The following is a 13,075-nucleotide window of genomic DNA, read 5'->3' as shown; positions in this document are numbered from 1 at the left end:
CCCGGCTGGTGTCTTCAATCTCGTCAATGGGGACGGCCTTTGCGTCGGGGCTGCTCTTGCGTCACATGCCAATGTCGACATGATCTCGATTACCGGCTCTACACGTGCAGGAATTGCGGTGGCACAGGCGGCAGCACCAACGGTGAAGCGCGTCGCGCAGGAGCTCGGCGGAAAGTCGCCCAACGTGATCCTGCCGGATGCTGATCTCGATCGCGCCATCCCTCTCGGCATAGCCGCTGCCTTCCGCAATCTGGGTCAGTCGTGCAGTGCGCCAACGCGCATGATAGTGCCGCGCGCGCAGTTGACCGACATTGAGTCAATCGCCGAGCGCGCCGCGGAAGAGATCGTCGTTGGCGATCCTCTGGCGGAGACCACCACCCATGGTGCGATCGCCAACCGAGCCCAGTTCGACAGAATCCAGACCATGATCGGCGTCGGCATTTCCGAAGGCGCGAAGCTCGTCACTGGTGGACAAGGTCGTCCAGAAGGCCTGAATGCCGGGCTCTACGTCAAGCCGACGATTTTTTCCGAGGTGCGCACGGGCATGCGTATTGCCCAGGAGGAAATCTTCGGTCCAGTCCTGTGCATCATTCCATACGAGACGGTGGAGGAGGCCGTCACCATCGCCAACGACACCGTCTATGGCCTCGGGGCGCATATACAGGGCAGAGATATAAACCGCGCCAAGGACGTCGCGTCGCGGATCCGCGCCGGTCAGGTGCATCTCAACTACCCGGCCTGGGATCCCCACGCACCGTTTGGCGGCTTCAAGCAGTCCGGAAACGGGCGCGAGTACGGCGTCGAGGGCATGCTGGAGTACCTCGAGGTGAAATCCATCCTCGGCTATTTCTAGTCCTCATCTTCGCCAAGGTCAGAGGCGTGCCAACTTTTGTAGCACTGGGCTGCTTCAGAGGCACTTCTGCTTCTATAGCCAATGGCCTGCTCACTATTCAACGCAAATTGCATCACCAATCTCCCATGGGAGCAGCAGCCCGTTGCTTAACGCACGCCATTCCCACAGAGGATGAACGCTTCCATAGCCAGAGGCCACCTCGCCGCTTGTCCTCATCAGGCCAATCGCCTCAGGCAATTGAACCCATTTCGTCAGCGTCATGAGAAATCGGCTGCGTCGATCGGCACAGAGAAGCCGACCTTGACCCGGTCCATAATCACCATCGTCTTGAACCCCTTGATATCAGGGTTCTCATAAAAAAACTTACGGGTGAAACTCTCATAATCTTCCATGCTCTTCGCCGTGACGATCAGCACGAAATCCGCATCGCCGGTTATATAATAGCCATTCATGACCTCCGGCGTGTGTCGAATGGACTGCTTAAAACGGTCGACTATATCCACCCGCTCACGTTCGAGAGACACCAATACCAGCATTGCGATCGGACGGCCGACGGCTTTGGGCTTTACGACGGAGATGTCGGCCTCGATCACTCCCTCATCCCGCAAGCGCTTGACACGCCTTTGCACCGCGGTTGCGGAAAGGCCCACCATATCGCCGAGTTCCTCGCTCGTGTGGCGATTGTATGTCTGCACCATTCTCAGCAGGCGCGCGTCAAGTTGATCAAGCCGCATAAGCATCCCCGCACATTTGAATTGTTGATCGCGATTACGTTACCCCGAGAAAGCTGCACATTGGTCGTCCTCAGGATGCGAATCGCGTTGCCCTGAACGCTTGGAGGCAACACCCAATTGCCGACGCCAGTCTCAGCGCGGGAAGAACGATATCCCTAGCGGGCTCCAAATCCTGCATGACCTGGTGGAGCCGGAAGGCCGAGAGCTACGGGGTCGCAAACGTTTTCGAATAGATCCTTCGCAGTACCGCCATTTGGAAATCGACAAGCGCGCCCTAGCACTCGAAGTCGGCGCCTTCGGCCTAAGCGATCCATGCCTGGTCCCATCAAACTGCCTTGTTGATCAAGCATAAGTCCAACAGCCTGGCAGAATGTGCCGCAATGCGTGCTCATTGCGCAGGAGGTCTATCTGCCGGTCGCAAAACCAGCACGAACTGCGGTCTCGTTCGCCTCTTGAGCAAACCGACCGAAGGTCACTCGCCCTCTGTCGATCGAGTTACACAACGGGCCCGTGGACGCTGCCAGCTCGAATGGCTCTTTCACGTTCGGGTAAAATCCCAAGCCACGAGCATGTCGCTCGTGGTTGACCAAACCGAGCCTGTCCGAAGTCAGCGGTTCATGGAGTCGCTTCCGTTCCAGAGACCCGCAACCTCGATAGCGGTCGGACCGGAGATGGTCTCCGGCTTTGCCGGGGCGATTTCGGCGCGCTCGCCCCTAGTCCAACGAGTGGCGCCTTCGCACGCAGTGCCGGAAGGCCCATCATCTCGCCGAGGGTTTGGGCTATGTGATGGTTGCGCGTCTGCGGGCGCCCTTCAGGCGACCAATCCGGGTGACCGTCCTTCTGCGTGATTTCTGCATCCTGCCAAAAACAAAGCAGGAATCCTGCATCATTCCTTCAGTTTCATCGCAAAATCAGCGCGCTCGTTCCATTAGCCTTCACTCATCGACACAGTCGGCGCCGATATGTCGGAAGACATGCGGCACGGCAGACGCGGCTTGGCTGCGTAGGGACAATGGCGAATGGCAAATGTTGCTGAAATCGCGGAGATGGACCGCAAGACGGTGCTCCATCCCTTCACCTATCTCAAGGACTATGCATCCGGGGGAATCCATCCGACGATCGTCGAGACTGGCAGGGGCGTCAGGATTCAAGACGCTAGCGGCCGGGAATATATCGACGGCTTTGCCGGCCTCTATTGCGTCAACATCGGCTATGGCCGCACCGAAGTGGCCGAGGCAATCGCGCGCCAAGCCTATAAGCTTGCCTACTATCATTCCTATGCGGCGCACACGACGGAAGCGCTGGCGCGGCTTTCGGACCGGCTGGTCAGGATGGCGCCGGGCAATATGTCCAAAGTCTTCTACGGGTTGTCCGGCTCGGACGCGAATGAGACCCAGGCGAAGATCGTATGGTACTACAACAACTTGCGTGGCAAGCCACAGAAAAAGAAGATCATTGCCCGCGAACGAGGTTATCACGGCTGTTCTGTCGTCTCAGGGTCGATGACGGGACTTGGCTTTTATCATGACCACATGGACCTGCCATTTTCCGGCATTCTTCGCACCGGCGTCCCGCACTTCTATCGCGGTGCGCATCCCGGGGAAACGGAAGAGGATTTTTCGGCGCGGCGCGCCGATGAACTTGAGGCGCTGATCCTGGCCGAGGGCCCAGACACCGTGGGCGCTTTCATCGCGGAACCCGTTCTGGGCACCGGCGGCATCACGCCGCCGCCGTCCGGCTACTGGTCCAAGATTCAGGCTGTGCTTCGCAAATACGATGTCCTGTTGATCGCCGACGAGGTGATCTGCGGCTTTGGGCGCACCGGCGCCATGTTCGGATCGGACCTCTATGGCATCGAGCCCGACCTGGTAACCATCGCCAAGGGCCTGACATCGGGCTATGCGCCGCTTTCGGCGTCGATCGTGTCACAGAAAGTCTTCGAGGTGATGGAGGAAGCGACAGCTCGCGTTGGCGCCTTCTCGCATGGCTATACCTATTCCGGACATCCCATCAGCGCTGCTGCGGCGAACGCTGTCCTCGACATCGTCGAACGTGAAGATCTTGCCGGTCAGTCGGCTCGGAAAGGCGATTATCTTCTTGCCCGGTTGAAGGCGGAATTCGCACAGAATCCTATCGTCGGCGAGGTTCGCGGCATTGGCATGCTGGCAGCCTTGGAGTTCGTCGCCGACCGCGGAACAAAGGCCAGTTTCGATCCGGGCCTGAAGGTCGGTGCACGCATTTCGCAGGCAGCCCGCGATCGAGGCCTCATTGCTCGCGCCATGCCGCATGGAGACATCCTGGGCTTTGCGCCGCCGCTGGTCATGACGGAGGCGGAGATCGATGAGATGGTCGGTATTGCCAAGGCGGCTGTGGACAGCGTGCTCGTAAACATGGATCAGCAAGGCGCGGTGGCCGGTTAGCATGCTGCATCGCAAGATCTCACGCGCCACCGAAGTTCTGAAGGTCAAAGATCTCGTGAAGGTCTTTGGCTCCACAAAGGTGTTGGACGGAGTTAGCTTTACCGTAAGGCAGGGCGAGGTCGTCTCGCTCATCGGGTCGTCGGGTTGCGGGAAAAGCACCGCGCTTCGCTGCACCAATTTCTTGGAGACGCCGACTTCCGGGCAGATCGAGTTCAATGGAGAGGCCATCTCTGTCACCTCCGACGCCCAGGGAAAGCCAAAAATTGTCAACGCGGCCGCAGTCAGAACCGTTCGACGTCACATCGGAATGGTGTTTCAAAATTTCAATCTTTGGCCGCATCGAACCGTTCTCGGCAACGTGACCGAAGCGCTCGTTTACGTCCTCAAGTTGTCGCGGAAGGAGGCAGAAGAAATCGCGCTGTGGGCGTTGTCGAAGGTCGGCATGGAAACCTTCCGCGACCGCTACCCGCAGCAGCTTTCGGGTGGCCAGCAGCAACGCGTCGCCTTCGCCCGCGTCCTGGCGATGCGCCCGAAACTGATGCTGTGCGATGAACCGACCTCCGCACTCGATCCGGAACTGGTCGGAGAGGTCTTGAAGATCATACGAAAACTCGCAGAGGAAGGTGCGACAATCCTCCTTGTGACGCACGAAATGCGGTTCGCAAGGGAGCTGTCGAACCGAATGTTATTCCTGCAAAAGGGCCGCCTCGAGCAGGATGACACGCCGGAAGAACTGTTTCGAAACCCCGCGAGCGAAGCGGTGAAGCGGTTTCTTTCGAGCGTGATGCCGGCCAATGCCTGAAGGCAGGCACTGGGAAGATCAAGAACCAAACAAGGGGAACTGAGAATGAACATCAGCAAGCTTATTAGGTCCGCATTCGCATCCGGCGTGCTCGTCGTCGGGGTGGCGAGCATGGCCTCCGCCGAGGAAGGTGTCCTGCGAATCGGCACCGAAGGCGATGCGCCGAAGTTCAGCATGGCCGACCCGAATGGCAACGTCACCGGCTTCGACGCTGATATCGCCAAAGGGATCTGCGCCGAACTGAAGGTCCAATGTAAGTTCGTCGTCCAGACATTCAGCTCGCTTGTTCCTTCAATGGACAGCGATCGATTTGACGTTATCATCTCAGGTCTTGGCATTACGGCTGAGCGAGAAAAGAAAATTGACTATTCGATCCCTTATGCGACGACACCTCTCTACTTCGTCGTTGCGAAGGACTCGCCGCTGGCCGCCCTGAAAAGTCTTGATGAAATCAAGAAGGCGATCGTCGACAAGAGTGTCGGTGTCCCCACAGGCACTACTTACGCCAGGTTCATAGAGAAGCGGATGACGGGCGCCGACCTGAAAACTTACGACGCCGTTACCCAGTTGACGGCCGACCTCGCCAGCGGTCGCATCGACGTAGCTTTCGGCGATTCACCAACCTGGGTCGACTTCCTCGCAACGCCGGACGGCGCGAACTTCGCGAAAATCGACGTCAAGGTAATTTCCACGGACGATCCGGAAGTCCTCGGCCGAGGCATGGGTGTTGGGATGCGCAAAGGCAACACCGATCTCAAGGCAAAGGTCGACGTGGCTCTCTGCAAAATGATCAACGACGGCACGGTCAAGAAAGCTTCCATGCAGTGGTTCCAGGACGATTACACCATCCCCTGCAAGAAGTGATCTTCGATAGGAGGGGCCTGCCTTGGGCAACACCAAGGCAGGCGGACGGGAGGAGTCTATGGAGGATTTCTGGGTTCTGATGGTCGCGCATGGCTGGGCGCTGGCTCTCCTGCGCGGCAGTGCAGTGACAATAGCGATCGGGCTGCTCGGCATGCTTCTCGGTTTCGTGGTGGCGACTCCACTGGCCATCCTGCGCTGGCAGAAGGTGGTGCTCGTCTCACAGTTGGTGGATGCTTACAGCATCTTGATCCGCGGTATTCCTGGGCTGTTGGTGATCTACCTGCTGTTCTACGGCTCCTTGGACTGGGTAAGAACCGTCGCCGGGACGTTCGGCTATGAGCAGGCTGCCGAGAATGCCTATCCGATGATCGTCGGCGTGATAGCGATTGCCGCGATATCCTGTGCCTACTCCATTGAGGTCATCCGCGGCGCACTCCAAGCCGTGCCCGCCGGGATGCTGGAGGCCGCTCGGTCCTTGGCGCTTCCGCGAATGGTGACGTTCTTTCGCATCACCTTTCCGCTCGCCCTGAGGCTTGCACTGGGCGGCATAAACAATGTGTGGCAGATGACGATCAAGGATACGTCGTTGATCTCGGTCGTTGGCCTGCAGGAGCTGATGCGGACCGCTGCAATCGCCGCCGGGATCACCCGATCGCCGCTGTTTTTCTATTGCATCGCTGCGGCCTTGTTCTTCGCCATGACGCTCGCCAGCCAAACCGCATTCTCGAGGATCGAACGGGTCCTCAATCGCGGCTTCGGAGGGATGTGACATGGACTTGGGCATCATGGCGTATGCGTTTCCCTTTCTGCTCGAGGGCGTCAAGATCACGCTTCTCATCGCAGCGGCAGCATCAGGCCTAGCCGCAAGGAACTGATCCGTCGCTTCGGTTTGGATAGAGCGAACGGCATCCTCTTGGAAGGCCAGACCGCGCGGCAGGACCTTTGGCGGTTTCTCAAGGCGGAGAGCATTAAGGCTGACTTCACGCTGTCCGGCTTGTTCGAAGGTGCGATGAACGCCGAAGAAACAGAGGAGCTCCGGCGCCATGCGGGCTTTCTTCACGACAGCCTTGGCATCGAAACGTTCGCCGTCCAGGGATCGGACGTGAGGAACTATATCGGAACCGACCTCTATGTTGGTGGCATGGTTCGCATGGACATTGGCGGCCTTCAGCCTGCGAAGTTGCTCGCCGGCATGATCCGAGTCGCGCGCGAGACCGATGCCATTCTTCATGAGAATACCGCCGTCCTGGAATGGGCAAGTGATAGGGCAGGCGTGCGGATCACCACCCAGCGCGGCGATGTGCTGGCGAAGAAACTCCTTGTATGCACGGACGGATACACCGATGGGTTCGATCCATGGCTACGCCGTCGTTTGGTGCCGGTTCGCAGCCGAATCATTGCCACCGAACCGCTAGACAAAGAGGTAATGGATCGGTTGATGCCCGCGGGCATGATGTATGGCGACATGCGCAAGTTGAGCTACTACTACCGCCCGGTGCCCGACGGGTCGCGTATATTGTTTGGCGGGCGCGACGGCACAACTGCGGGCGATCCGGCCACGCCGACCCTCAATCTGCGGACGGAACTCGCCAGACTTTTTCCAGAACTGAAGAATGTGGGCATCACGCACAGCTGGTTCGGGAATGTCGCCATGCACCGGGACATGATCCCGCGCATATTTTCCCGCGGCAACGCTATCTACGCGACTGGCTATTGCGGTTCCGGAATCGTGTGGGCGCGGTGGCTCGGTAAGAAGGCAGCACTCAAGATCCTTGAAGACACCGAGCAGCCGCGTTCGGCCTTCGATTTCGATCAGGCTCCAAAGGCCGTGCCGTTCTTTCGCGGCCGTCCATGGTTCATTCCACTCGTCTACTGGATGTATGAGCACAATGACCGGAAGACGCTGCGCCGCCGCAAGAAAGCGTGAGGCGATATGGCATGGCTGTTTCCTGTGTGACACGACGCGGGGTGCCGTGTCCGCGGGTGTTCGCGAAGCACCGGCCGGACGTTCGGATTTGCAAAGCCATCGGCGCTAATCCAACGGGATGACAAGTGTATCTTGCGGAACTGCCAGATCCTTTCTTCCGATCAAAGAGAAAAGGCTGAAGACCATGAACGTTGTTGTAAACCTTTCTACGCCTCTAAGTGTCTCCTCACTGCCCACCGGTCTTTTCATCGACGGTCAATGGAGAGCCGGTTCTGACGGGAAGAGCATAGACGTCATTGATCCATCGAACGGAAACGTGATCGTGTCCGTTGCGGATGCGACCGTCGACGACGCCATGGAGGCTATTGCGAGTGCCCACAGAGCCGCGAAGAGCTGGGCGGCCACAGCTCCGCGCAAGCGTTCAGAGATCCTGCGGCGTTGCTTCGAGCTCATGATCGAAAACAAGGAAATGTTGGCCAAACTGATCAGTCTGGAAAACGGCAAGACCTTGAACGATGCGCTGGGAGAGGTGGCCTACGCTGCGGAGTTCTTTCGCTGGTTTGCCGAAGAGGCAGTTCGTCTCAATGGCGAGATATCGACGGCGCCGGCTGGCGCAAACAAGATCATCGTTCAACACCAGCCAATCGGAGTTGCTGTTCTCGTCACTCCCTGGAATTTTCCGGCTGCGATGGCCACTCGCAAGATCGGACCGGCGCTGGCGGCGGGCTGCACATGCGTCTTGAAGCCGGCCACGGAGACGCCGCTGACCGCGCTCGTATTGGCTGACCTTTACAAGCAGGCTGGAGTGCCTGACGGCGTGGTCAACGTGGTCACCACGTCCCAGTCCGGGCAAGTAGTCCGTGCCATGCTGAACGATCCCCGCGTGCGTAAGCTCTCCTTCACCGGTTCCACCGAGGTCGGCAAAACACTCCTGCGCGAAGCAGCTGCAACCGTTGTGTCATGCTCTATGGAACTCGGCGGAAATGCACCCTTCATCGTGTTCGACGATGCCGACCTGGATGCGGCGATCGAGGGCGCAATGGTGGCGAAAATGCGCAACGGCGGGGAAGCCTGTACGGCAGCGAACCGCTTCTACGTCCAGTCCGGGATCGCCGAAGCATTTTCCGTCCGGCTTGTCGAGCGGATGAGGTCGCTGACGGTCGGAGCCGGGTATGATCCCGGATCGCAATGCGGTCCGTTGATCAACCGGAAGGCGGTCGAGCGGCTCACAGGTTTGGTAACTGACGCAACCGCGAGAGGCGCCAAGGTGCTTGTCGGGGGCGAACCGCTCGACGGTAAAGGAAACTTCTTCGCTCCAACCGTGTTGTCCGGCGTCACTCCGACCTCACGGATTTCGGCCGAGGAGATTTTCGGCCCGATCGCCGCACTCACTATTTTCGATAGCGAGGATGAAGTTATCGACCTGGCCAATGCCACGGAATATGGACTCATATCGTATGTCTACACCCGAGATCTGGCGCGCGGCATGCGCGTCTCGGAGCAAATGGACAGCGGCATGGTCGGGCTCAATCGCGGTATCGTGTCTGACCCCGCAGCACCTTTCGGTGGAACGAAGCAGAGCGGACTCGGCCGCGAGGGCGCCCACCACGGGATACTTGAGTTCTGTGAGACCAAATATATCGCGGTCACCTGGTAGGAAGGTCAAGGCAAGGGGTGTTCGAGGCAGACCTCGGCTATGGGCGAGTGTCTGCTTCGGATAAAATCGCACGGGAGTTAGCTGCGGGGTGCAGATTGATTGATTTACAAGACATCGAAAGGGCTCGCGATCGGATTCGCGGCAACATTCTTGCGACCCCGCTCGTTCCATCGCGCTCGCTATCGGAACTCTGTGGTGTGCCCGTTCACCTCAAGCTCGAACATCATCAGACCACGGGGAGCTTCAAGTTGCGAGGCGCGTTTAACGCGCTTCATCAGTTGACCTGCGCCGAACGCGCGCGAGGCGTCGTTGCCGCTTCTACAGGCAATCACGGAAGGGCGTTGTCGTTCGCAGCGAAAGCGTGTGGCGTGAAGGCAACCATATGTATGTCGAGCTTGGTGCCGGACAACAAGATTGCGGAAATTCGCCGCCTTGGGGCCGATATCCACATTGTAGGACGCTCACAGGATGACGCGCAGGATGAGGTCGAGCGGTTGGTCGCGAGCCAGGGTTTGTATCCGATTCCGCCGTTCGATCATCCAGCGGTCATTGCCGGCCAAGGGACATTGGGGCTGGAAATCGTTGAAGCACTCCCGGATTGCGCGACCGTACTGATTCAGCTTTCTGGCGGTGGCCTAGCCTCGGGTGTTGCACGCGCGATCAAATCCAAGTTGCCTAAAACGCACGTGATTGGAATTACGATGGCGCGAGGCGCCGCGATGAAAGCCAGTTTGGATGCCGGTCACCCGATTCAAGTGGAGGAATTCGACAGTCTCGCGGATTCTTTGGGCGGCGGCATTGGTCTCAACAACCAGCTGACGTTTGCCATGTGCAGAGACCTTCTGGACGACGTCATCCTTTTGAGCGAGGCCGAGATCGCAGCCGGTGTCCAACATGCCTACCTGCATGAACGCGAGATTGTCGAGGGAGCGGGGGCCGTGGGGATCGCAGCGCTAATTGCAAACAAGGTTGACAGACGAGGGACCACTGTAACCGTTCTATCGGGCCGCAACATCGATATGCAACTGCATCGCCGCCTCATCACAGACGAAACGGGTCACGAATGAATACCGCAAAACCGCAAATCTTGACCGAGCATCAGCTAAGGGGCCTGGTGAGATTGGACCTCGACATCGTCCGCTGCGTGGAGGAGGCATTTCGTACCTTGGCTACAGGCAAGGTTGTCATGCCGCCGATCCTGCGGCTCGACATTTCCGAACATCGCGGAGAAGTGGACGTCAAGACCGCCTACATTCCAGGACTGGACGGTTTCGCCATCAAAATCAGCCCCGGCTTTTTCGGCAATCCTGAGATTGGCTTGGCGAGCACCAATGGCTTGATGGTCTTGTTGTCCAGCACGACGGGTATAGTACAGGCACTGCTGCTGGATAACGGTTACCTGACGGATTTGCGCACGGCCGCAGCCGGCGCGGTCGCCGCCAAGTACCTCGCCCGCAAAGATGCTTCGAGCGTGGCCATTTTCGGCGCGGGTCAGCAGGCACGTCTTCAGTTGCGTGCTCTCATGTTGGTGCGCCCAATTCGTTCGGCGCGTATATGGGCGCGTGAGGAAGCCAAGGCTCGCCTCGCAGCGCGCGAACTCTCAGATGAGTTGGAGATCCCAGTGGTCGCCTGCCCGACCCAGGAGCAAGCTGTCGCAGGCGCAGATGTCATTGTCACGACGACGCCAGCTGATAGCCCTATTTTTTCATCGCGATGGCTTGAACCTGGTCAGCACATCACAGCAATGGGCTCGGACGCTGAACATAAAAATGAGATCGAGCCTCAGGTGATCGCCGACGCCGACATCTATGTGGCCGACAGTCTGGCACAAACGAGGCGTCTCGGCGAATTGCACCACGCGATCAAGGCGGGTTTTGTTGAGGAAAATGAACCTTTCGCCGAACTCGGACAGATTATTGCCGGTGAGGTATCGGGGCGGACAGGTGCCGACCAGATTACGATCGCGGATCTCACCGGCACGGGGATTCAGGATACCGCCGTCGCTAACTTCGCATTCACGCGATCCCGTCAACTCACAGAAGGAACAGCCAACAAGCGCTGATGCGTAGGGCTTGATAGAGTGTTCCTACTGAGTGATAATCGCCCGCCGCTATCATTGGAGCAGCGTCAGCCAAGTGTCCGCTTCAAGTCTAAGTTGCTTGTAGATCGTCAAGGCGACCTTGGAGGGCGTGAGCGGAACGAGTGCTTCAGAAATGCTGACCGAAGAATGTCGTCCGCTTTCGGCTCCGACGAGCACATCTGACCCCTTAGACCACAGCCCAAGCAGTTCTGTTGCAGCGTGGGCGGGGCTCCGCTGTTGAGGCTTCGCGCCGCCCGGATCGATCAGCCAAAGCTACTGATTATTCTTCTCTTCACGCCTTTCCGCATCGAACGCCTGCCTACCTTTCGTGGCCCATAGCTCGCGCGCATGGTCGCTTTCGTCGCTCTGCAGCTTCGCGGCGATCCAGAGCATCGCCCCATAAATGATGGCGCGATCGTCATTGGTAAGTTCGACGACGCCTGCCTTGAGGACGAGACCTCCGAGTTCGATCAGGTACCTGGTCCGCTTGCGGCGCTCGACCTGCCAGGTGCGCATGTCATTGCGAGCCATCGCCGCTTGCCGACGCTTGTGGGCCGCCCGGTTGCGCTGGAGCTCTGCGCAGGTTGCGCTTAGGCGTTGGATGAGTTCGCCGCGATCCGCTGTCGAAAAACGCCACCCCACGCTTGGCCCATGCCTCACGCTTTGCGGCGTCCTTCATCTCGGCGATTGCGACCAGCGCGCCGGCCAGTTCGTCGGTGCTGAGTTGATCGGCGCCGGTGGCGATGACCAGTTCGCCAAGCTGCTGGACCTTTCGGTTTTTCAGTTCCTTGGCTTTGTCTTCCAATGCCTTCAGTTCGGCGTCGAAGTCACGTGGTTTGCGCATGGCGGTCTCCGTCGGTTTGTCGATCGGATGATGATAGGGGAGCATCTGCCGGAAGGCTTCAGGGTTGCCGAGACAGCCCGGGACGGGCTGGTCCATCCCGAGATTTTTTCGAGGGAGGGCGCGCTTATACGTCGTGCCGACGTGCGCTTTGACGTGCAAATGATCTGGTCGCGATGGCGATCTATCATCTTCACGTCAAGGTCATTGGCCGCAAGGCTGGCTCCAGTGCTGTTGCCTCGGCCGCTTATCGTTCTGCCTCGCGACTGCGGGATGAGCGGATTGAGCGCAGTCACGACTTCTCCGCCAAGCGCGGTGTCGTCCATTCCGAGGTCATGCTGCCGGAGAATGCGCCCGAAGCCTGGACCGACCGAGGACAGCTGTGGAACGATGTCGAAGCGTTCGAGCTGCGCAAGGATGCGCAGCTTGCCCGCGAGGTGGAGTTCGCCCTTCCGCGCGAACTAAGCCAGGGGCAAGGCATCGAGCTGGCGCGGGACTTCGTGCAGGCCGAGTTCGTCAGCCGAGGCATGGTCGCCGACCTCAACGTGCATTGGGACAGGGCAGAGGACGGCAGTCCCAAGCCGCATGCTCATGTCATGCTTACCATGCGATCGGTGGACGAGAATGGTTTCGGGGCGAAGATGCGCGACTGGAACCAGACGGAATTGGTCGAGCGCTGGCGCGAGCGATGGGCGGAGCTTGCCAATGAGCGCCTTGCCGAACTCGACATCGACGCCCGCATCGATCATCGCAGCCTGGAAGCGCAGGGCATTGCCCTGGAGCCGCAAACCCAGATTGGTGCTCCGGCCCAGCGCATTGAGGGCAGCGGCCTCGACGCTGCCGGCATTGAAGCCGATCGCGCCGAACTGCATCGGGACATCTCACGCAACAATGGCG

12 protein-coding genes and 1 pseudogene are annotated in these 13,075 nt (G+C 59.0%); 10 read left to right on the top strand and 3 right to left on the bottom strand.

Going from position 1 to position 13,075, the window contains the following annotated elements; genetic code table 11:
• On the top strand, positions 1 to 853 hold an 853-nt coding region (locus tag EN738_RS19415), incomplete at its 5' end, for an aldehyde dehydrogenase family protein (protein ID WP_127285110.1).
• 257 nt (positions 854 to 1,110) lie between these two features.
• Here the strand turns inward: EN738_RS19415 and EN738_RS19410 are convergent.
• Positions 1,111 to 1,587 carry an Lrp/AsnC family transcriptional regulator gene (locus EN738_RS19410; protein ID WP_127285109.1) on the bottom strand — a complete coding sequence of 159 codons (477 nt, stop codon included), beginning with the start codon at positions 1,585 to 1,587 and terminating at the stop codon, positions 1,111 to 1,113.
• A 1,019-nt stretch (positions 1,588 to 2,606) separates the two neighbouring features.
• On the opposite strand from EN738_RS19410, the gene EN738_RS19405 reads away from it, so the two are divergent.
• The 8 genes and pseudogenes from EN738_RS19405 to eutC all read left to right on the top strand — a co-directional run bounded on the left by EN738_RS19405 (position 2,607) and on the right by eutC (position 11,319).
• Positions 2,607 to 4,007, top strand: a complete 1,401-nt coding sequence (locus tag EN738_RS19405) for an aminotransferase (protein WP_127285108.1) — start codon at positions 2,607 to 2,609, stop codon at positions 4,005 to 4,007.
• Between the two features lies 1 nt (position 4,008).
• On the top strand, positions 4,009 to 4,809 hold the full coding sequence (locus EN738_RS19400; protein WP_127285107.1) for an amino acid ABC transporter ATP-binding protein: 801 nt from the start codon (positions 4,009 to 4,011) through the stop codon (positions 4,807 to 4,809).
• 45 nt (positions 4,810 to 4,854) lie between these two features.
• On the top strand, positions 4,855 to 5,673 hold the full coding sequence (locus tag EN738_RS19395; RefSeq protein WP_127285106.1) for a transporter substrate-binding domain-containing protein: 819 nt from the start codon (positions 4,855 to 4,857) through the stop codon (positions 5,671 to 5,673).
• 79 nt (positions 5,674 to 5,752) lie between these two features.
• Positions 5,753 to 6,442: an ABC transporter permease subunit gene (locus EN738_RS19390; RefSeq protein ID WP_189605895.1), complete on the top strand. Its 690-nt coding sequence runs from the start codon at positions 5,753 to 5,755 to the stop codon at positions 6,440 to 6,442.
• 72 nt (positions 6,443 to 6,514) lie between these two features.
• Positions 6,515 to 7,600, top strand: a pseudogene (locus EN738_RS19385) (FAD-binding oxidoreductase); the annotation flags it as partial.
• A 184-nt stretch (positions 7,601 to 7,784) separates the two neighbouring features.
• Positions 7,785 to 9,257 carry an NAD-dependent succinate-semialdehyde dehydrogenase gene (locus tag EN738_RS19380; RefSeq protein ID WP_127285104.1) on the top strand — a complete coding sequence of 491 codons (1,473 nt, stop codon included), beginning with the start codon at positions 7,785 to 7,787 and terminating at the stop codon, positions 9,255 to 9,257.
• Positions 9,258 to 9,352: 95 nt separating this feature from the next.
• Entirely contained in the window at positions 9,353 to 10,324 is a 972-nt protein-coding gene (gene eutB, locus EN738_RS19375) for a hydroxyectoine utilization dehydratase EutB (protein ID WP_127285113.1), read from the top strand.
• Positions 10,321 to 11,319 (top strand): ectoine utilization protein EutC, encoded by a 999-nt coding sequence (gene eutC / locus EN738_RS19370; protein WP_127285103.1) that lies wholly within the window; start codon positions 10,321 to 10,323, stop codon positions 11,317 to 11,319. Before eutB ends, eutC begins: the two co-directional genes overlap by 4 nt.
• A 291-nt stretch (positions 11,320 to 11,610) precedes the next feature.
• Here the strand turns inward: eutC and EN738_RS19365 are convergent, their stop codons facing one another.
• Both EN738_RS19365 and EN738_RS19360 read right to left on the bottom strand, forming a co-directional pair.
• On the bottom strand, positions 11,611 to 11,868 hold the full coding sequence (locus tag EN738_RS19365) for a conjugal transfer protein TraD (protein ID WP_245494582.1): 258 nt from the start codon (positions 11,866 to 11,868) through the stop codon (positions 11,611 to 11,613).
• Entirely contained in the window at positions 11,855 to 12,181 is a 327-nt protein-coding gene (locus EN738_RS19360; protein ID WP_127285112.1) for a conjugal transfer protein TraD, read from the bottom strand. The genes EN738_RS19365 and EN738_RS19360 overlap by 14 nt, the downstream gene beginning before the upstream one ends.
• A gap of 173 nt (positions 12,182 to 12,354) precedes the next feature.
• Between EN738_RS19360 and mobQ the strand changes: the two genes are divergently transcribed.
• The coding region (mobQ, locus tag EN738_RS19355; protein ID WP_189605892.1) for a MobQ family relaxase at positions 12,355 to 13,075 on the top strand (721 nt) is incomplete at its 3' end.

It is taken from the genome of Mesorhizobium sp. M4B.F.Ca.ET.017.02.2.1 (assembly GCF_003998955.1).
Lineage (GTDB): Bacteria > Pseudomonadota > Alphaproteobacteria > Rhizobiales > Rhizobiaceae > Mesorhizobium > Mesorhizobium abyssinicae.
This window is presented reverse-complemented; position numbering and strand designations above follow the sequence as displayed.